13 protein-coding genes and 1 riboswitch are annotated in these 20,341 nt (G+C 55.8%); of the genes, 8 read left to right on the forward strand and 5 right to left on the reverse strand.

Annotated features, from left to right (window positions below):
• Window positions 1–173: 173 nt before the first annotated feature.
• On the forward strand, window positions 174–794 hold the full coding sequence (locus F5984_RS10680; RefSeq protein WP_152124236.1) for an MCP four helix bundle domain-containing protein: 621 nt from the start codon (window positions 174–176) through the stop codon (window positions 792–794).
• Between the two features lies 1 nt (window position 795).
• Here F5984_RS10680 and F5984_RS10685 read toward each other — a convergent pair whose 3' ends face one another.
• Together F5984_RS10685 and F5984_RS10690 are read right to left on the reverse strand one after the other, a co-directional pair.
• The gene (locus tag F5984_RS10685) at window positions 796–1,836 is read right to left on the reverse strand and encodes a homoserine O-acetyltransferase family protein (protein WP_152124237.1); all 1,041 of its coding nucleotides are present in this window, start codon (window positions 1,834–1,836) and stop codon (window positions 796–798) included.
• A gap of 122 nt (window positions 1,837–1,958) precedes the next feature.
• Window positions 1,959–3,257: an O-acetylhomoserine aminocarboxypropyltransferase/cysteine synthase family protein gene (locus tag F5984_RS10690; protein WP_152124238.1), complete on the reverse strand. Its 1,299-nt coding sequence runs from the start codon at window positions 3,255–3,257 to the stop codon at window positions 1,959–1,961.
• A 109-nt stretch (window positions 3,258–3,366) separates the two neighbouring features.
• Window positions 3,367–3,478: riboswitch (SAM riboswitch) on the reverse strand.
• Between the two features lie 332 nt (window positions 3,479–3,810).
• On the opposite strand from F5984_RS10690, the gene F5984_RS10695 reads away from it, so the two are divergent.
• Window positions 3,811–4,137 carry a DUF721 domain-containing protein gene (locus tag F5984_RS10695; RefSeq protein ID WP_019990319.1) on the forward strand — a complete coding sequence of 109 codons (327 nt, stop codon included), beginning with the start codon at window positions 3,811–3,813 and terminating at the stop codon, window positions 4,135–4,137.
• On the opposite strand, the gene F5984_RS10700 is transcribed toward F5984_RS10695, so the two are convergent.
• Window positions 4,130–6,016 carry a monovalent cation:proton antiporter-2 (CPA2) family protein gene (locus tag F5984_RS10700; RefSeq protein WP_152124239.1) on the reverse strand — a complete coding sequence of 629 codons (1,887 nt, stop codon included), beginning with the start codon at window positions 6,014–6,016 and terminating at the stop codon, window positions 4,130–4,132. The two genes, F5984_RS10695 and F5984_RS10700, sit on opposite strands and share 8 nt — an antisense overlap.
• Complete coding sequence (kefF, locus tag F5984_RS10705) at window positions 6,013–6,615, reverse strand: glutathione-regulated potassium-efflux system oxidoreductase KefF (protein ID WP_152124240.1); 603 nt, start codon at window positions 6,613–6,615, stop codon at window positions 6,013–6,015. The genes F5984_RS10700 and kefF overlap by 4 nt, the downstream gene beginning before the upstream one ends.
• Before the next feature lie 119 nt (window positions 6,616–6,734).
• Here kefF and F5984_RS10710 point away from each other — a divergent pair, with 119 nt between their 5' ends.
• From F5984_RS10710 to F5984_RS10725, 4 genes are all read left to right on the forward strand, one after another.
• Window positions 6,735–7,646: a S66 peptidase family protein gene (locus F5984_RS10710; protein WP_152124241.1), complete on the forward strand. Its 912-nt coding sequence runs from the start codon at window positions 6,735–6,737 to the stop codon at window positions 7,644–7,646.
• A gap of 81 nt (window positions 7,647–7,727) precedes the next feature.
• The gene (locus F5984_RS10715) at window positions 7,728–8,516 is read left to right on the forward strand and encodes an SDR family oxidoreductase (protein WP_152124242.1); all 789 of its coding nucleotides are present in this window, start codon (window positions 7,728–7,730) and stop codon (window positions 8,514–8,516) included.
• Window positions 8,517–8,699: 183 nt separating this feature from the next.
• On the forward strand, window positions 8,700–12,008 hold the full coding sequence (locus F5984_RS10720) for a SusC/RagA family TonB-linked outer membrane protein (protein WP_152124243.1): 3,309 nt from the start codon (window positions 8,700–8,702) through the stop codon (window positions 12,006–12,008).
• Between the two features lie 86 nt (window positions 12,009–12,094).
• Window positions 12,095–13,558, forward strand: a complete 1,464-nt coding sequence (locus tag F5984_RS10725; protein ID WP_152124244.1) for a SusD/RagB family nutrient-binding outer membrane lipoprotein — start codon at window positions 12,095–12,097, stop codon at window positions 13,556–13,558.
• 299 nt (window positions 13,559–13,857) lie between these two features.
• Here the strand turns inward: F5984_RS10725 and F5984_RS10730 are convergent, their stop codons facing one another.
• Entirely contained in the window at window positions 13,858–15,195 is a 1,338-nt protein-coding gene (locus F5984_RS10730; RefSeq protein ID WP_152124245.1) for an amidohydrolase, read from the reverse strand.
• A 336-nt stretch (window positions 15,196–15,531) separates the two neighbouring features.
• On the opposite strand from F5984_RS10730, the gene F5984_RS10735 reads away from it, so the two are divergent.
• Both F5984_RS10735 and F5984_RS10740 read left to right on the forward strand, forming a co-directional pair.
• Entirely contained in the window at window positions 15,532–18,651 is a 3,120-nt protein-coding gene (locus F5984_RS10735; RefSeq protein ID WP_152124246.1) for a SusC/RagA family TonB-linked outer membrane protein, read from the forward strand.
• Window positions 18,652–18,684: 33 nt separating this feature from the next.
• Window positions 18,685–20,211: a RagB/SusD family nutrient uptake outer membrane protein gene (locus F5984_RS10740; protein ID WP_152124247.1), complete on the forward strand. Its 1,527-nt coding sequence runs from the start codon at window positions 18,685–18,687 to the stop codon at window positions 20,209–20,211.
• Window positions 20,212–20,341 lie beyond the last annotated feature (130 nt).

Raw genomic sequence — 20,341 nt, forward strand, 5'->3', positions numbered from 1 at the left:
GCACCTTACTGTACCTAAGTACGGCCGAATTTTAGACATCGAGTGCGGAAATAGCCCTTCATTCAGGCTCTTCGAATAGAACGATCCGGGTAAAGACTACAACTTTTCTTTTTTCTTCCCGTTCTGAATGCCTACATTTCGCCTATTTCACCTATCCATCAGCCTTATTCGACATGAAGTCTCGGCCCACCACATTACGGGATATTATACTCTTTGCCAGCTTCCTGGGCCTTATTTTGGTCAGTGTTTTCCTGTGTCGGCGCGCCCTGGTCGATATTCAGGAGATGACCACATCAATTTACGAAGACCGCCTGGTTCCCACTGCTTTAGTGGTGAATCTGACATCGGCCGTTTATCGGAAGCGAATGCTACTCGAAAAAAATCCGCCAACGGAAGGCCCCGCAGCAGCGGCCCTTCAGGAACGGGTCAAGGTGGATAACCAACGGGTCGATTCGCTTATTACCGATTACACCAAAACGAAGCTAACCACTGAAGAAGCGGGGCAACTTCGCTTATTTCAGCAGCAATTGGCCGACTACAATAAGGCCGAGGCTGGCGTCTTGAACCGCACACCGACCCAAACGGCCGATGTGTATTCCCAAACGTTACTCGATACGTTTGGGCAAATGCTCAATTCGCTCAATAAACTGGCTACGCTCCAACTGACCGTGGGCGAGGATGTTCTCGAGCAGGCCCGCCAGAAAACCCGCTATATTCTTATTCTGACCGCCCTTCAGATCGGGTTGATCTTACTAATCGGCAGCCTGATGCTGCAACGGAGTGTCGACGAGTAATTTAAGTTGTCAGCACCTTCTCCCCTATTTTCTCGGCTCCCATCCACTTCCGGATTATCTGCGTCAGTGGCCGAAACTCGATCAGGAAACCGTCGTGCCCGTATAGCGAGTCGATTTCTTCGTAAACAGCATTGGGAATATGTCGGGCCAGAAACTGCTGTTCGGCGGGCGGGAACAACACATCAGACCGGATACCAACGACCAGCGTGCGGGCTTTGATCTGCTCCAGGGCTTTCAGAATACTCCCCCGATTACGCCCCACGTTGTGCGAATCCATCACTTTTGAGAGGGTCCAGTACGTAAAGGCGTTGAAACGAGACACGAGCTTTTCGCCCTGATACCGCTGATAACCAGCCGCCTTGTAGTTATCCAATTGTTCGTTATTGTCGAGTGCCTGGGTGAACCCGTAGGTATCGTAGTTGCGGTACGAGAGCAGCGCAATAGAGCGGGCCGCTTTCATACCAACGGCTCCCGCATCAGGTCGGCGTTCGGTCCAGGTTGGGTCGGCCTCAATAGCCATACGTTGCGATTCGTTGAAGGCAATTCCCCAGGGCGAATGCACCGCATTAGTCGCAATCAGAATCAGGTTTTCGATCAGGCCCGGCTTCAAAATACCCCACTCTACCGCCTGCTGCCCCCCAACCGAACCACCCAGACAGGTGTGAATCCGGTCGATGCCCAGCTCCTGCCGAAGCAAATCGAGCGTATTGACGATGTCGCGAATCGTAATAGCCGGAAAATCGTGGTAAAAGGGTTCGTCGGTTTCGGGGTTGATGGAAAGCGGCCCCGTCGACCCGTAACAGGAACCCAGAATATTGGCACACACCACAAACCACTGCGCCGGATCGTAGTAACGGCCCGGCCCTACCATGCCGTTCCACCAATCGGTCGGGTCGGCATTACCCGTCAGGGCATGGCATATCCAGATCACGTTGGAACGCTCCTCATTAAGTGTTCCAAACGTAGTATAGGCCAGTCGAAAGCCCGGTAGTGTAGCCCCGGCTTCGAGCGGAAACGAATATTTATAGTCGAAATAATTCAAGAGACAGAAAAGTAAGCAGTCAGCAGTGGCAGTGGGCAGTAGCAGTCAGCAGCGGCAGTAGGCAGTGGTAGCTTTTCTGCCAACCACTTACTGCTACTGCCTACTGCCACTGCCTACTACTATTACAAGGAAGCAAAAGCTTGCTCAAAATCAGCTTTAATATCGTCGATATGCTCAGTACCTACCGATACCCGCAGCAGACCGGGCTCAACACCCGCACTCGCTTGCTCATGCTCGCTCAACTGCTGGTGCGTGGTGGTTGCCGGATGAATGATGAGCGTTTTTGAATCGCCCACGTTGGCCAGGTGGCTCACCATTTTGAGGCTGTTCACAAAGCGGTCGGCGGCTTCTTTGCCTCCTTTCACCTTGAACGTAAACACGCCCCCGAAGCCCCGCTTCAGGTATTTCTTGGCCAGCTCGTGATACGCGCTGCTCGGCAAACCGGGATAGTTGATGTACTCAACCTGCTCATGCCCTTCGAGCCACTGCGCCAGAGCCAGCGCATTTTGTACCGTCCGGTCGACCCGCAACGACAGCGTTTCGACGCCCTGCAAGAGCATGAACGAGTTGAACGGGCTGATAGCCGGGCCCCAGTCGCGCAGGCCCTCTACCCGAGCCCGAATAATGAACTGGATATTGCCAAACGGACCACCCACGCCAAAAACATCACTGAACACCATGCCATGATACCCCGGCGAGGGCTGGCTAAACTGCGGAAACTTACCATTGCCCCAGTTGTAGTTGCCACTGTCGACAATGACCCCGCCAATGCTGGTGCCGTGGCCGCCAATCCACTTCGTAGCTGACTCAACCACCACAGCCGCACCGTGTTCAATAGGCCGGAACAGATACCCACCCGCGCCGAAGGTGTTGTCGACAATCAGGGGCAGGTCATGTTGTTTGGCAACCTCGGCAATCGCGTCGAAATCGGGGATGTTAAAACCCGGATTACCAATGGTTTCGATGTAAATGGCTTTGGTGTTCTCGTCAATCTGCGCGGCCAGGTCTTCGGCGCGGTCACTCTTGGCAAACCGGGCCTCAATACCCAGCCGCTTAAACGACACCTTGAACTGATTGTACGTGCCTCCGTAGAGAAACGGCGACGACACAAAATTATCGCCCGCGTTGAGGAGGTTGCTCAGTGCGATAAACTGAGCCGCCTGCCCCGAAGCCACCGCCAAAGCAGCCACGCCCCCTTCCAGAGCCGCAACTCGCTTCTCGAACACATCCGTGGTGGGGTTCATGATCCGGGTGTAGATGTTCCCGAACGCCTTCAGGGCAAACAGGTCGGCTCCGTGCGCAGAGTCGTTGAAGGTGTACGAAGTGGTTTGGTAGATGGGTACCGCCCGTGAGTTGGTGGTGGGGTCTACCTCCTGGCCTGCGTGCAGTTGCAGGGTGTCGAAGTGCAAGGGTTTTGCCATGCGTTTGTGAATAGATACTGTTGAATGTATAATGTACAACGAATGCCTCAACGGGTCGCAACGACCTTACAATGCCTGAGTCATCAATTGGTATTCATTATCCATTAGTAACTTATATTTCCCATCAGCGCCTTGCCGTGGGCAGGAATTAGCACCTTGCCGGAGTGGGTAGGTTGCCAGCGATTCGTAGAGCCTGGTCTCTCCTCGCTTCTGTATAAATCAACCATGCGGGCGAGCCCGCTAGCGCCGGAGTTAGTGGCGCGGTGTTTGACTTGATGGTGCAAGTATAAAGCCTAAATCGGTTGGGCGCAACAGCAACCCGTAATTTCTGCCAATCGCCCGGTGGGGCTTGTTGTCTGCACCGAGCAGGTCGGGCAGGGAAACGTTTTCACCGTACCAAAAGTGGTTTCAGCCTTTAACGCATTAAACCCAAACGGATAAACAGCGAAGAAAGGGCGGTTAGAATTCAGATCGAAGCGGGTAGACGCACCTATTCCTTGTTGCGGTTGTGTAATTTTGCTCAACGGCCCGCCCGAACGGCTCACTTACCCGTATGAACGATAGTTACCGCTACAACCGAGACAACGCCATTCGCAACCCCGGCACCACCACCGTGAAGGAAGCGATCAACCGCCTGCTGAAACACTACCAGTTACAGTCGCGCTTCAACGAGACGTATCTGGAAGCGTTCTGGGCCAAAATGATGGGGTCAACGATTGCCTCGCGTACAACCCGGCTGTACGTGAAAGAGCGTATCCTGTACATCGAAATCACCTCGGCCCCGCTTCGGAATGAGCTGGTCAATGCCAAACACAAAATGGTGGCCCGCATCAACGAAGATATGGGCACGAGCGTGATCGACGACGTTGTGTTTATTTGATACTTTTCACCTCGGCCCGCAACGTTTCGGTATCCCAACCGTCGTTGATCTCTTTTAGCCAGCGGTTTTTCTCGTTAAACTCCATCAGTTGCTCAATTTCGCGGAGTTGCCGACGCGTAGTGTTGAAGTACAGCTTTTCATCGTGCCGCACCCGCGCCAATTCATCCAGATGGGTCAGGTCCTGCTTGATAAACAGGTGCGCGGCCCGTTGTGCATGGTACGCCCGAACGCCCAGTTCGCGGAGCACGTCAACCCCCATCCGTACAGAGGTGTCCAGCGTTTCGCGGTAAACGCGGGTATGCGGCACCTGAGCATCCACAAGCTCGTAGGCATCAGACCAATCCATAGCACGGGCCAGAATCTGAAGGTGCGGAAAATGTTTACGCACCGTTTCGACCAGTTCGACGGATTGTTCGGTGGTGTCCAGGGCTACCACAATAAGCCTGGCATCGTCGGCCCCGGCGGCCCGCAGGAGGTCGTAGCGGGAGGCATCGCCGTAATACACTTTCAGGCCAATTTTACGAAGCAGGTCTACCCGGTCTGAATCCATATCCAATACCGTTGTGCCCACGTTGTTGGCCCGTAAAAACCGCCCTACTGTATTACCAAACGGGCCAAAGCCCGCAATAATAACCGGGTTCTTTTCCTCAACGGCGTCCTCCGTACGGCCCGGTTTGTCGCGGGTACCCAGACGGGGCAGCAGCCATCGTTCATTCACCAGCATCAGTACGGGCGTCAGGGCCATAGTCAACGCAACCGAAGCCGTTAGCAGCCCCACGGTATCAGTCGCCAGAATACCGTTCTGTTGCGCAAACGACAGGAGTACAAAGGCAAACTCGCCCACCTGACACAGCGCGAGCGAAAAAATCAGGTTCTGATCGGTACCCAGCTTAAACCGCCCTCCCAGCCCCCATAAAACGGCGGCCTTGAGTACCATGATGGTCAGTACGATTCCCATCACCACCCCTACGTTGGCCGCAATCAGGGCGATGTCGATAGAGGTACCCACCGCAATAAAAAACAAACCCAGCAACAGCCCCCGAAACGGGTCGATGTCGCTTTCAAGTTCTCGTTTGTACTCGCTGTTGGCCAGCACTACCCCGGCCACAAACGCGCCCAAGGCTGGGCTCAGGCCCACCAGCTCCATGAGCAAGGCCACCCCAACCACGAGCAACAGGGCCGTAGCAATAAACACTTCGCGCAGGCCCGTACCGGCAATAACCCGAAAAATGGGCCGCATTCCGAAACGCCCCAAAGCCACCACGCCCCCCACTGAACCCACCACGACCAACACACGCAGCAGGCCCGGCAAGTGCTCCACAAGACTATGATGCCCCTCGGCACCGGTAGCCACTATTGGGTATATTTGCAACAGGGGCATCACCGCCAGAATCGGAATCACGGCGATGTCCTGAAACAGCAGTACCGCAAACGCACTCCGCCCTGCACTGCTCTCAGTCAGCCCCTTTTCTTTGAGCATCTGCAACACAATAGCCGTAGACGACATAGCCAGAATCATTCCGGTTGCCAGAGCCGGCTGCCAGGCCAGCCCCGCCAGCATGGCCAGCCCCATACCGCCCAACATAGTGAGCAGCACCTGAAAGCCACCCAGCCCCAGAATAGCCGTACGCATGCGCCAGAGGAGTTCGGGTTCGAGTTCGAGGCCAATCAGAAACAGCATGATCACCACACCGAACTCCGCGTAGTGCATTACATCCTGCCCCTCCGTGCCGATCAACTCCAGTCCGGCGGGGCCGATCAGTACCCCCGCCAGCAAATAGCCCAGCACCGAGCCCAGGCCCAGCCGCTTGGCTATGGGCACACACACAACGGCAGCAGCCAGGTACACAACGGCCTGAATAAGTACAGATTGGCTCATACAATTGGGAAGGGGATTAGGTATTCGTTTGTATAGGTGAATGCGGTAAGCTGGTCGGGTTGGATACGCCCCTCGCCCAGCCCCGTGAGCAACGCTCGATAGTATTCCACGTAGCTGTCGGTTTGTTCGGGGGTGATTCGGTGCGTGCCATGAACCACAAACGGAGGCAGGTAGGTCATGTTGCAAAGCACCGCCGTTTGCTCGAAAGGCCGCAAAAACTCCCGAATCGAGAACCGATTGAAGCCAGTGGGCTGATAGGCCGTTTGCTGGCCGCCCGTTGTGATCACATTCATCATGTTTTTGCCCGCCAGAGCCTTGCCCGTGCGGCCATACGCCCAGCCGTGCTCCAGCACCAGATCCTCCCACTGCTTAATAATGGGCGGAGCACTGTACCAATAAAACGGGTGCTGCATCAGTACATAATCGTGCGCCAACAGCAAAGCCTGCTCCCGGTCGACATCAATCTCAAAGTCTGGATACACTTCGTACAAGTCGTTGACCGTCACAAAGGGCAAGCCCTCTGTTGCCCGCAATAATGCCCTGTTCACCTGCGACTTTTCCAAAGCCGGGTGGGCAAACAAAATCAGAATGGTCCGCATTGTGTGTTTTCTGTTTCACGTAAAAGTACGATTCCGACTACCTTTGTCCATGTAGCCGGCAAAACAATACGCCAAACCCGGCACGCCAACGCGCAAAAAAGCCCCCTAACGCTGATTCGATGATAATCCCCCCCTTTCTGAAGCCCGGCGATACGGTCGGTGTGGTGGCTCCGGCCAGTCATTTTGATTATCAGGACCTCCAGCCGGGGCTGGCTATTCTGCGCGACCAATGGCAGCTCAACGTGATTGAGGGCGAGAGCCTTAAGGCCCGTAGTGGCCCCTTTGCGGGTTCCGACGACCTGCGCCGACGCGACCTGCAACACCTGTTCGACAACCCCGACGTACGGGCAGTGCTGGCGGCACGGGGCGGCTACGGATCATACCGCATTGCCGACTCGCTCGACCTGACAGGGCTGCTCCAGCACCCGAAATGGCTGGTGGGTTTCAGCGACATTACCGTGCTACTTAGCTTGCTGGTGGGGCATGGTGTGGCCTGTCTGCACGGTATTATGCCCCGTGGGTTTGCCAAAGACACGACGGGCGAATCGGTCGAAAACCTGCGGCAATGGCTCTTTGGTGAACAGCACACGCCGTACCAACTGCCTCCGCACCCGCTCAACCGGGCCGGGCAAACCACGGCCCCGGTGGTAGGCGGCAACCTGACCCTGCTTATTAATTCACTTGGCACCCCTACCGACCTCGACTATACGGGCAAGATCCTGTTCATCGAAGACATCGACGAAACGCTTTTCTCCCTCGACCGGATGATGCACCACCTACGTCGTTCGGGGCGACTGGCCGGGCTGGCGGGTCTGGTAGTGGGGCAGTTTACCGATATGGTCACCAGTCTATCGTTGCCGTTTGGTCTCTCGCCCGACGAAATCATTGCCCAGGCCGTTGCCGGGTACGACTTTCCGGTTTGCTACGGCCTGCCCTCCGGGCACGACACCCCCAACTGGACCCTGCCGATGGGCCTACCCGCCACCCTCACCGTGACCGAAACGGGCTCCACACTGCACTGGGCGTTGTAGTGTGCAGAAGATGTTGTATGTTGAGTCACGGTCGATACACCGACCCGTGATACATCGGCACAACTACTCACTTTACGGCCCATGAACAATAAAGTCGTCTGGATTACGGGAGCCTCTTCGGGTATTGGAGAGGCTCTGGCGCTTGAACTGGCCCGCCGAGGGGCGCGTCTGGTACTCTCGGCCCGGCGCGAAGACGAACTCCGGCGCGTTGCCAACGCAACCAACCTCCCCCCTACCCACGTATTGGTGCTACCGCTCGACATGACCGATCTGAGCGGCATGGCCGGGCATGTGCAAACCGTGCTGGACCATTTCGGTCAGATTGATTACGTGTTTCAGAACGCCGGCATCACCCAGCGGGGCAGTGTTGCCGAAACCCAGCTCCCTGTGTACCGACAACTGATGGAACTGAACTATTTCGGGGTGGTGGCCCTCACGCAGGCCGTACTGCCGCATATGCTACGCCGGGGGCAGGGTCATTTTGTGGTCACCAGCAGCGTAGCCGGTAAAATTGGCACCAAACAACGGTCGGGGTACTGCGCGAGCAAGCACGCGTTGCACGGTTTTTTCGACGCGCTCCGGGCCGAAATCGCCGAGGCCGGTTTGCGCGTCACAACCATATGCCCCGGCTATATCCGAACCCCGATTTCGCTGCACGCACTCGATGCACAGGGCCAGAAACACGCCCGCATGGATGCCAATCAGGACAAGGGTATGGACCCGGCCGAGTGTGCCCGTCAGATTTGCCAGGCCGTGGCCCGCGGTCGCGACGAAGTGTACGTAGGCGGCATTGAAACACTGGGCATTTACCTCGCCCGATTCTGGCCTGCACTGGTTCGGCGCATCGTTCGAAACCGGGCCCCCGAATAAGGGCGCTAAAAAAAACAGGGGCAAAATCCGGTAAAAACAAATCTTATTTGGGCCGAAACCCGTTTACCAATACGTAAATAGGCATCTGTCGATGTCCGCCTTCAATTTGTCTAGTTCATTTTCTGTTTCACCAATTTTTAACCTATTCTTGTAATCAAAGAATTTTACAAACGCGCGTAACGTATGAGAGAAAAACTACTGCTGAGTCTGGTGCTCTGTTGGCTGATTAGTTTATCGGTTTTTGCCCAAAGCAGAACGGTAACCGGCGTCATCACGTCGACAGAAGATGGCTCGCCCCTGCCCGGCGTCAATGTGCTGGTAAAGGGTTCCCAAAATGGTACAACCACCGCGGCCGACGGCCGTTTTACCCTGAACAATGTACCTGCCAACGCGACGTTACAGGTTTCGTTTGTGGGGTACGAAAACCTCGACATTCAGGTAGGTAACCGGGCTACCATCAACGCCCAGCTCAAGCCCGATGTGCGGCAACTGGGCGAAGTGGTGGTAACCGCCCTAGGTCTTGAACAAAGCCGCGATCAGTTTGGCTCGGCGGCCTCGCAGGTGAAAGGTACGGCCGTAGCCCAATCGGGTGAGGCCACGCTCATCAACGGCCTGTCGGGCAAGGCATCGGGTGTGCAGATTGTGCGGTCGTCGGGCGACCCCGGCGCGGGCTCGTACATTCAGATTCGCGGGCAAAGCACCATATCGGGCAGCCTGCAACCCCTGATTGTACTCGACGGTATTCCGATCAACAACTCGACGTTGGGCAACAGCACCGAGGGTGTAGCGCAGCAGTCGCGTCTGAACGACATCAACCCCGAAGACATCGCATCGGTCGAGATTCTGAAGGGGGCCAGTGCGGCCGCCATCTGGGGCACACGGGCCGCCAACGGGGTGATCGTGATTACTACCAAGCGTGGCTCGGCCGGGCAGGGCAAGATCAACGTCAATTTCAAATCGACCCTTTCGCTCGATCAGGTGTACCGTACCCAGCCCCTCCAGAACAAATTTGGCAGCGGTATCTTCGGTATTTACCAATTTGTCCCGTCGGGTGGTTTATCGTGGGGTGATCGCATTGCCGACCGTTCGGGGGCAGCCGATGCGCAAATCACGAGCCCAACGGCACCGGGTTACGCAGGCTATTTCGAGGCTGCCGACGGCACCCGCCTGTACCGGATTCCAGACGGCAACGCAGCCAACCCACACGGGGGTAAAAACTCACGCGATGTGTACGATTTCCGCGACACATTCTTCAAAACGGGCTACTTCACCGACAACACGGTTAGCCTGAGCGGTGGCGACCCGAACGGCAACTTTTACATCAGCCTCGGCGACCTGAATCAGCAGGGTGTCATTAAACATAACAGCGACTACCGCCGAACAACCGCCCGGGTAAACACCGAGCGCCGGTTCAACTCGTTTATTAAAACCTCGGCCACATTCGGCTTTACCAAAACCACCTCCGACCGGGTGCAGCAGGGCTCCAACCTGTCGGGCTTGTACCTGGGTGGCTTGCGGACGCCCGCCGACTTTAACGTACTGCCCGAAGTAGGCACCTACTACGCCCCCAACGGCGAGATTTTTGCCAATCGCCAGCGCGCTTACCGGAACCCACTCGGTTCGAGCACCCGATCTACGTACGACAACCCGATCTGGACGCAGAAAAACGTGCGCAGTACCTCGGAGGTTGACCGGTACATTGGTAAGCTGGAGCTGACCCTGAGCCCGTTCAAATGGCTCGACGTGGTGTCACGGGTTGGTATCGACTCATTCACCGACAGCCGTCGGGATTTCTGGCCCACACTGGCCTCGTCGAACCCCGGTGGTTTGCTCTCGCTCAACTCGGTTTCGGAAACTCAGACCGACGTGCAGGTATTCGGTAATGCCCGGTATCAGATCAACAACGACCTGAACCTGAACGCCATTGTGGGTATGAACCTGAACAATCGGGTGTTCAAAAATAACTCAGGCTTTGCCCGTTCATTTATTCTGGGCGACAATCCGCCACCGTCGGACATCTCGAACGCGCAGCCGACCAACAAAGACCCCGGCTACGGTTTCTCGCAGCAGCGCACGGCAGCCCTCTATGCTACGGCCAACCTTGGCTACCGCGATTACCTGTTTCTGAACCTGACGGGCCGGGGCGAATCGGCATCGACGTTTGGTAAGAATACGACCCGGACATTCTTTTACCCAGCCGCCGACGTGGCTTTCCAGTTTACCGAAGCTCTACCGACTCTGAAAGACAGCCAAACGCTGTCGTTTGGTAAGGTGCGCCTGTCGTACGGCGAAGTGGGTGTGCAGCCTGGGCCGTACAATACCGTTACGTACTACGGACCGGGCGGCATTGGCGAGAGCTGGGGGCCTTTCCTCGACGCGCTGGCCTACGGCAACGGGGGCTATCAGCAAAGTTCAGTACTGGGCAACCCGGCCATTCAGCCCGAGCGGAAGCGCGAATTTGAGGGCGGGGTCGATCTGCGTTTCCTCCGCGACCGGTTCTCCCTGAGTGCTACGTACTTCCAGAATACGACCCAAGCCGCCATTCTGTCGGTGGCTACGGCCCCGTCGACGGGCTTTACCAGCCGCACGGGCAATGCCGCCGAGATCAGCAACAAGGGTATCGAGCTTGACCTCGGGGCCAACATTTTGCAGGGCGATGGATTCACCTGGAACATGAACGCCAACTTTACCCGGCTCCGCAACAAGGTCAACTCCCTCAGTGGTACTACTTCGCTGTTCCTGGCGGGTTTTGCCGGCACTTCGTCGCGGGCCGTTGAAGGCTATCCGCTGGGCGTACTGTGGGGCGGTGATTTCCTCCGCGATGGTAGCGGCAACCTGATTCTGGAGCGCGGCTTCCCGCAGGCGTCTCCGCAGGAAAGCGTCATTGGCGACCCTAACCCCGACTTCAAACTGGGCATTGGCAACACCTTCGCTTACAAAGGGCTGTCGTTGTATGTGCTGTGGGATATGCAGGTAGGTGGTCAGATCTGGGGCGGTACACGCGGAATTCTCGACTACTTCGGCCGGTCTGACCGGTCGGCCAACGAGGTGACAGCTACGCAGGATCTGCGGGTGTACAACACCGACAACGATCAGTACGGCGATGCAAACGGCATTATTCGGGCGGGTACAACCTTCCGGGGTAATATCGTTGACTTTGGGGGTGGCCCAGTGGCCCTGACCGAGTCGTGGTACAAAGATCTTGGGGGTGGATTCGGGCCGGTATCGAGCCAGTTTATTGAGAAAGCCGACTGGCAGCGTCTGCGTGAGGTAACGCTCTCGTACTCGCTCAAGACACCCGGTTTCCGGCAGAAAACGCGCCTGTCGTCAGTCGACTTTTCGGTAACGGGCCGTAACCTGCTCATTATCTCGCCCTTTGTTGGCAATGATCCCGAAACCAACCTGACGGGAACGAGCAATGGTCGGGGTCTGGAGTACTTCAACAACCCGGCTACCCGCTCAGTGCTGTTTACGGTTCGGATCAACTACTAATAAAGTTTACAGTATTCAGTATTCAGTTTAGGGTTGTTTGACACGAACTGAAAACAGGAAACAGTACACTGAAAACTTCTTACTATATGCATTTCTGGAAGAAAACGCTCACCATTCTGACCGTCGGCTTTTGGCTGGCGTCGTGCGAGAGCTATGTCGATAAAATAGACGAAATAGACCCGACGGCGCCGGTCGATGCGCCAATTCCGGCCCTGCTCACGGCTACGGAGGTAAACTATCAGGGCGTGATGGAGGGCGAGCTGGCCCGCCTGGCTGGTATGTGGTCAGGGTACTTTACCGGCTCCGACCGGCAGTATGTAGCCCTGCAAAACTACAATACGGTTTCGGCCGACTTCGACGGGGCCTGGGGGAATATCTACGCGGGCGTCATTAAAAACACCCGCCTGCTCCGCCAGAAAGGACAAGCCGCCGGTAACCGCAGTGTGCAGGGAGTCGCCAAGATTATCGAAGCGCACACCATCGGGATGACGGCCGCCCTCTGGGGTGATGTACCGTTCTCACAAGCCTCGAACCTGGCTCAGTTTCCCAACCCGACGTACGATAACCAAACGGCGGTGTATGCGGCTGCACAAACGCTGCTTACCGAAGCCATTGCCGACCTCGGCACCGGGCAGGGCTCACTCACGGGCGACTATATGTTTGGCGGGGGCCGTACGTTCTGGATTTCGGCGGCCAATACCCTCAAGGCCAAATTTTTCCTGCATCAGGGTCAGTATCAGCAGGCCATCAATTTTGCGAACAACGGGATCAAGAATCCGGGCCTGAATTTGTTTGGCTATCACGACAATGAGTACCAGAAAACGTACAACCTGTACTACTCGTTTCTGACCTACGACCGGGCGGGCTACATGACAGCCGAAGGGGCCTATGCTGTAAAACTTCTTGATCCGGGCGACCGCCTGACGCGCAACAACAGCAAAACCAATGAAGCCGCGCGGCTCAACTGGTACTATCAGCAAGGTCTGAACACGTTCTCGGTAGAACCCAACGTACTCTCGGCCCGCGAAACTGGCTTTAGCTGGGGCGTAGCCGCCGACGGCAGCGAGGATGGATTTTTTGCGGCCGATGCGCCATTCCCGCTCGTGACGTTTGAAGAAAACCAGCTGATTCTGGCCGAAAGCAAGGCGCGTCTGGGGCAAACCGAAGCCGCCCTGGCTGACCTGAACCTGCTGCGCTCGTTCTACAACACAGGCGGCTTTATTCCCGAAGGCTGGTTAGGCGCGGGGATTCGGTACGCGCCCTACGTGCTGGCCGATTTCCAGTCAGGCGGTATTGAGAACCGGGCCGGTCTGCGCTCGGCCGAACAGGCGCTTCTGCTCGAAATTCTGGAGGAGCGCTACATTACGCTCTATGGACAGATTGAAGCCTTTAACGACATCCGCCGGACAGGCAACGCCCTCCGAATCCCGGCCAACGTAGGCAATCAGATTCCGCGCCGATTCCTGTACTCACAGGCCGAAATCAACGCCAACAGTAGCGCCCCGCGCCCGACACCGGACCTGTTTGCCCCCACGGCAATTTTCCGGTAAGCAAAGCGATTTATATTTTAGTAAACAGAAACGGGAAGCCAAATTGCTTGGCTTCCCGTTTTTTATTTTCGTCCTTTAGAGGCACTTATCGTACTATACGCGTTTGAACACTGGCCGATGCGCCCAAATCTCTTTTCAGACTTTGGGGATGCTGTTGGTGTGTCTGGCAGAAAATCTCAAAACTACGGCTGAGAGTATTGCCAAAACCACTGCCAGGGTCTTCGACCACTGGCAGGGTTTCAGCTCTACACCCTGCCAGTGGTCATCCTCTATCTTCTTTTATTACTCAACCCAATCTCTTACTTCGCCCCTTTTTTGGCCTGCTCCATGTAATCAACCGTCAGGTGACAGAGCGATTTCATACCCAACACAAACGCACTTTCGTCAATGAAAAAGTCGGGCGTGTGGTGAGCAGCTACCTCTTCAATTTTTTTGCCTTTGGGCATACCACCCAAGAAGTAGAAGAAACCCGGTACCTTCTGCTGGTAGAACGAGAAGTCTTCGGCACCCGTCTGAGCCGGGGTAATCACCACCTTATTTTTACCCGCCAACGTTTCGAGCGTAGGCACCATCTGCTCAGTCAGTTTGGGGTCATTATAGGTAACCGGGTACATAATGTCGATTTTCACATCGGCTTTGGCTCCGGCGCTCTCAGCGATGTTCGTCGCAATTTCGTTGATGCGCCGGTGCACCAGCTGCTGCGCTTCGGGGCTAAACGTCCGGATCGTTCCGATCATGTTGGCCTCTTCGGGAATGATATTCTGCCGAATCCCTCCGTGCAAAGCTCCTACGGTAACCACAGCGGCATTGTCGGTCAGGGTTACGTTGCGGCTCACAATCGTTTGCAAGCCCATAACCACCTGAGCAGCCGTCACAATTGGGTCGACACCCGACCAGGGCGAGGCTCCGTGGGTTTGGCGACCCTTGATTTTGATCGCGTACTGGTCTACAGCGGCCATGGTAGCACCGGGCCGGTACTTGATTGTTCCGACTTCGGTAAGGGAGTTGATATGCAGCCCAAAAATGGCATCGACCTTCGGGTTGTTGAGTACCCCTTCTTTCACCATCAGTTCAGCGCCCCCCTCTTCACCGGCCGGTGCGCCCTCTTCGGCTGGCTGGAAAATGAACTTCACCGTACCGGGCAGATCGGCCCGAACCGATGCCAGAGCCTCGGCAGCCCCCATGAGCATGGCTACGTGGGTATCGTGCCCACAGGCGTGCATAACGCCTGTTTTCTGACCGTTATATTCCGTCATCACCTGCGATTTAAACGGCAGGTCAACGCGCTCCGTCACGGGTAAGCCGTCCATATCGGCTCGTAGGGCCACCACGGGGCCGGGCTTACCGCCCTTCAGAATACCCACCACCCCGGTCTTGGCCACATTTACCTGTACATCCATACCGAGCGACTTGAGGTGAGCAGCCACCTTGGCCGAGGTCTGAAACTCCCGATTGCCTAACTCAGGGTTCTGGTGAAACTCCCGACGCCAGGCCACCACTTTTTGCTCCAGGCTTTCGGCCTGCTTATCAATCCGGGATTTGAGCGCAGCACCCGACTGGGCTTCGCTTTGTAAAAAAAACGCCGAGCCAGCCAGTAACCCCAACGTAAGGCCGGTCACGTGTACAACGTGTTTCATAGGAAATAGTAAAAAGTTACCGCACAAGTTAAAACAGACGGGCGGCTTTGCCAAGTCAACCGGACTCAGGTTGCCTATCCCGGCGGTTCCGTAACCTTTTAGACGCATTTCGACCACCCACAAGCAGGTCAAATTATAACGCCGTGAGGTAACCCCAAAAAGGGGTTTTTAACGATTTCAACCCTTCTTTTAGGGCAAGAAAACCCCTATACGTACAATTGTAACCTAATCTGAATTTAATGAATAATTCAAAATTTCTTTCGGCTAATTCACCCGATTGACTAATTTAGCGGCTCATTAAATTACTTTTTCAAACAATTCTACTACCTCACTTCTATGCTTAAATCTTTATTTAATGTCGTACTGCTATGGCTATTGTGCCTGCCCGTTTTGGCGCAGGATATAGCGGTTAGTGGTCGCGTAACTTCATCAGACGACGGCTCCGCCCTGCCCGGCGTGAGTGTACAAGTAAAAGGTACTACCCGCGGAACTACCACCGATGCCTCGGGTAACTACCGGCTCAACGCCCCCGCCAATGCACAGCTTGTTTTCAGCTTTATTGGCTACAAAACGCAGGAGGTTGCCGTGGGCAATCGCACAACCGTCAACCTCAGCCTCGCATCCGATGCCTCCGTGCTGAACGAAGTCGTGGTAGTGGGTTACGGTACGCAAAGCAAGAAAACGATTACGGGTGCCATTGCCACGGTTGACGGAAAATCAATCAGCGACAAGCCGGTTCAAAGCTTCGATCAGGCCCTGCAAGGTCGGGCGGCTGGTGTGAGCATCACAACGCCCAACGGGGTTTTGAACAACGCACCGGTAATCCGGGTACGGGGCGTATCGTCGATCAGCGGTTCTTCGTCGCCCCTGATTGTGGTGGATGGTTTGCCCATCAACTCGGGCAACGTATCGCAGGGTGGTTTCACGGTAAACAACCCGCTGGGTGATATTAACCCGAACGATATTGAGTCACTCGACATTTTGAAAGATGCTTCGGCCACCGCTATCTACGGTTCGCGGGCTGCCGCCGGGGTTATCCTGATTACGACCAAGAAAGGTAAAGAAGGCCGTGCGCAGGTAAGCTACGACAGCTGGCTGGGCGCTACGCAGCCCTTCCGGCTCTTCAACATGCTCAATGCGCAGCAGTTCATGGACTATAAGAACCTGGCTGCCCGCAACGCCGGTCTGCCCGATCAGTTCTTCCCAACCACGAACCCCGACGGGTCGATTGCCGACACCGACTGGTACGATCTGATTTACCGCACCGGCTATGGTCAGAACCACAACCTGAACGTAAATGGTGGTAACAAAGACACACGGTATGCATTCTCGGTTGGCTACACCAAGCAGCAGGGGATGATTCAGAAAAACGATTTCAGCCGGTTTACGGGCCGTATGAATATCTCGCATCAGCTGAACAAAGCTGTTCGGGTAGGTGCTAACATCAGCCTCGCCAACAGCTTCAACCAGTCGCCCAACACGGGTACAACCGGTGCGTTCAGCACGGGTGGTTTGGGCCGTTTGCCGCTGGTACTGGCTCCGAACGTGGCTCCGCGCAACCCCGACGGCTCATACAACATCAACCGGGCTGCCAACAACCTTGGTTTGGGTAAGAACCTGATCGGCCCCGGTGGTTATTACAACCCCCTGCCCGACCTCGAACTGAGCAAGTTTACGTCAGAAAACAACCACCTTATTGGTAACGTGTTTGCCGACGTGTTCCTGCTGCCCGGTCTGGTGTTCCGCACCTCATACGGTCTGGATCAGACTACGGTCGAAGATATTGACTTCCGCAACAGCGTACATGGCGAAGCTGGTACGGTAGGTGGTCAGGCGACTAACATCTACTCGAACATCAAGCAGTGGAACTGGCAAAATTACCTGACATACGATTTCAACTTTGGCAAAAACAACTTCCAGACCATCGTTGGTACCGAATCACAGAAGCAGATGTTCAACATCTGGGGTGGTACGCGTCAGGGCCTTTCTGACCCCTTCTTCACCAGCTACCAGGGTAACTTTACTACCAACAACCCTCCTCCGGGCTTGCAGACCGAAAACGCCCTGTTGTCGTACTACGGTCGTTTGAACTACGACTTCGACAAGCGGTACCTGTTCTCGTTCACGCTGCGTCGTGACGGTTTCTCGGCCTACTCAGTAGACAACAAGTGGGGTAACTTCCCCGGTGCATCGGCTGGCTGGCGCATATCAGAAGAAGACTTCTGGAAAAACTCAGCTCTGGGTCGTGTTGTGAACGAGTTTAAGCTGCGGGCCAGCTGGGGCCGTGTAGGTAACACGGGTATTGGCAACTTTGCATCGCTCAGCCTGTTCAACTCAGGTCTGTACGGTACGGTGCCTACGTTTGCCTTTGCTCAAGCCGGCAACCCTGCCCTGCGCTGGGAGATCAGCACCAACACCGACTTTGGTGTCGCGTTTGGTCTGTTCAACGACCGTATCACGGGTGAGTTGACGTACTTCAACAAGCAGCTCGACGACCTCGTACTGAACGAGCCACAGGCACCCTCACGCGGTATTCCGGGCAACAGCATCGCCACCAACGTAGGTTCGATGGTGAACCGGGGTCTCGAACTGACCCTGACAGCCAACACGTACACGCGTGGTAAATTCAACTGGACTACCTCGTTTAACCTCACTACCCTGAACAACGAAGTATTGGCGCTGGCTAACAACAATGCGGATATCTTCGGCTCAACGGGTGGTCTGGAAAGCTCAAACATCATCCGGGTAGGTCAGTCGGCTGGTAGCATCTTTGCCATCCGTACCAACGGGGTGAACCCTGCCAACGGTCGGCGAATTTTCATCAATGCGGCTGGCCGTGAAGTTCAGTACGACCACGCTGCCGCTCCGGCACAGCGTTGGACCTACGTGTCGGATGGTGCGGTAGCTCCGGCTATCCAGGGTACCGACCGGGTCGTGATTGGCAACGCCCTGCCTAAGTACTACGGCGGTTTCGACAACACATTTAAGTACGGTAACCTCGACCTGAGCATCTTCCTGCAATATTCAGGTGGTAACTACATCTACAATGGTACCAAGGCCGGTCTGCGCGATCAGCGTCCGTGGAACAACCATACCGATGTACTAAACCACTGGAAGCAGCCGGGCGACATTACCAACATCCCACGGCCGGTTCTGAACGACAACATTTCGAACGGTTCGGCTAACCCCATTTCTGAGAACGTAGAGAAAGGTGATTTCATCCGGGGCCGGAACATCCTGTTGGCCTACACATTCCGTAACAACCTGCTGCGGAAAGCCAACATCAACTCCCTCCGTTTGTACGGACAAGTACAAAACGCCTTCGTGATCACGAAGTACAGTGGTGCTGACCCCGAGATTTCGACCAACCGCGACACGAACGTCGCACCGGGTGTTGACCGGAACTCGACGCCACAGGCCCGTACGTACACCCTTGGTTTAGGACTGACGTTCTAATTCTTCACTTCTCAAACACTTAGTAAGACACGTATGCTTTTTTCAGATAAATACATAGTCTCACGGCGCGGGATGCTCCGTACGGCACTCGTAACCGCCGTACTCGGAACAAGCCTGACTGCCTGTGATCAGGAAACGTTTTTGAACCCAACCCCGCTCACGTCGCTGGCCGACGTAGAAGCGTTCAGCACGCCCGACCGGGTATTGGCTCAGGTCAACGGCCTGTACGCCAGCGTGAAGTCGGGTCAGTTTATGGGTGGTCGCTATCAGGTGTACGTCGACGTACGGGGCGAAGAGTTTCTGAACGTAACTAACAACGGTGTGACGGCCCTCTCGGCCTGGAACCACACCCAGAACTCGGGTTCCAACGAACCCACCAACCTCTGGAACGCGGCTTACCTCGCCATCAACCGGGCAAACTTGTTCCTGGCGGGTCTGGACGCAAACCCAACCGTCATTGACCAGACACTGGCCAACCAGTACCGGGGCGAAGCCCGGCTGCTGCGGGCGCTGACGTACCACCAGATGGTGCAGCTGTTTGCTCAACCCTATACGAAAGATAACGGTGCCTCGCCGGGCTTGCCCCTGCGCATCAAAGGCGAAGTAGGCTCGGGGGGCAATGACCTTGCCCGTGCCACCGTTGCCGAGGTATACAAGCAGATTCTGGACGATCTCAACTTTGCCGAGCAGAACCTGCCCGCCAACTACGCCAGCGCAACCCTGAATACTACCCGTGCGCACAAAAACACGGCTATTGCGCTCAAAACCCGCGTTTATCTGGCTATGGGTCAGTGGGCCAACGTGGTAACGGAAGCGAACAAGATTGTGTCGACGGCAGCACCTTACCGTGCCAGCACGGGGGTAGCCCATCAGCTTCAGGCCGATGTGCGGACGGTGTTCAGCAACTACACCACGACCGAGTCGATTTTCTCGATGCCGTTCAGCAGCAACGACCTGCCCGGCACGCAGAATGGCTTGCACAGCTATTACGTGCCGCTCACGGGTATTGGTGATTATAGCCTCAACCCGAACGGGATTATCAGCAACACGACGGCCTTCGCAACGGCCGACGCCCGCCGGAACTTCGTGAAGTCGGATTTCTCGGGTGACCTCATCAGCGGGGCACAGCGTAACCGTCTGTTCAAATTCCCGACTGGTCCGGTGCATACCGACTGGGCTCCGGTAATCCGCTACTCGGAAGTACTGCTCAATGCGGCTGAGGCTCGCGCCCGGCTCAACACCTCGGCGGTGGATGAGCAAGGTTTGGCCCTGCTCAACGCCGTTCGGACGCGCTCAAACCCAACGGGCGCTTACACGGCTGCGGGTCTGGCTAATTCGGCAGGCCTGGTTAGCGCCATCCTGACCGAGCGCCGGATTGAGTTCCTTGGCGAAGGCATGCGTTCAAACGACCTGCTGCGGACCAATCAGCCCCTGCCCGAAAAAGGCGGTGTGCAAAGTGCTCCCCGGATTCAAGCCGTACCCACTACGGCATCGGTTTACATCTGGCCTCTGCCGCAAACCGAACTGAACGTAAATAAACTGGCGGTTCAGAACCCGTAAGACGTTCTGAACGAACAGCTCCTTTCTGTCCCCATCAGCCCTGGCTGGTGGGGACTTTTTTTAGCCCCTTTCCAGCCCGGCAGCGTAAACCTTAACTACGTATAGTTCAATCACAATGAACTACTTACAA

Origin of the sequence: Rudanella paleaurantiibacter (assembly GCF_009184635.1) — a bacterium.
Taxonomy (GTDB): domain Bacteria; phylum Bacteroidota; class Bacteroidia; order Cytophagales; family Spirosomataceae; genus Rudanella; species Rudanella paleaurantiibacter.

Coding starts and splice junctions, on each gene's coding strand:
- F5984_RS10680 (WP_152124236.1), top strand. CDS start 174: ATGAAGTCTCGGCCCACCACATTACGGGATATTATACTCTTTGCCAGC.
- F5984_RS10690 (WP_152124238.1), bottom strand. CDS start 3,257: ATGGCAAAACCCTTGCACTTCGACACCCTGCAACTGCACGCAGGCCAG.
- F5984_RS10695 (WP_019990319.1), top strand. CDS start 3,811: ATGAACGATAGTTACCGCTACAACCGAGACAACGCCATTCGCAACCCC.
- F5984_RS10700 (WP_152124239.1), bottom strand. CDS start 6,016: ATGAGCCAATCTGTACTTATTCAGGCCGTTGTGTACCTGGCTGCTGCC.
- kefF (WP_152124240.1), bottom strand. CDS start 6,615: ATGCGGACCATTCTGATTTTGTTTGCCCACCCGGCTTTGGAAAAGTCG.
- F5984_RS10710 (WP_152124241.1), top strand. CDS start 6,735: ATGATAATCCCCCCCTTTCTGAAGCCCGGCGATACGGTCGGTGTGGTG.
- F5984_RS10715 (WP_152124242.1), top strand. CDS start 7,728: ATGAACAATAAAGTCGTCTGGATTACGGGAGCCTCTTCGGGTATTGGA.
- F5984_RS10720 (WP_152124243.1), top strand. CDS start 8,700: ATGAGAGAAAAACTACTGCTGAGTCTGGTGCTCTGTTGGCTGATTAGT.
- F5984_RS10725 (WP_152124244.1), top strand. CDS start 12,095: ATGCATTTCTGGAAGAAAACGCTCACCATTCTGACCGTCGGCTTTTGG.
- F5984_RS10730 (WP_152124245.1), bottom strand. CDS start 15,195: ATGAAACACGTTGTACACGTGACCGGCCTTACGTTGGGGTTACTGGCT.
- F5984_RS10735 (WP_152124246.1), top strand. CDS start 15,532: ATGCTTAAATCTTTATTTAATGTCGTACTGCTATGGCTATTGTGCCTG.
- F5984_RS10740 (WP_152124247.1), top strand. CDS start 18,685: ATGCTTTTTTCAGATAAATACATAGTCTCACGGCGCGGGATGCTCCGT.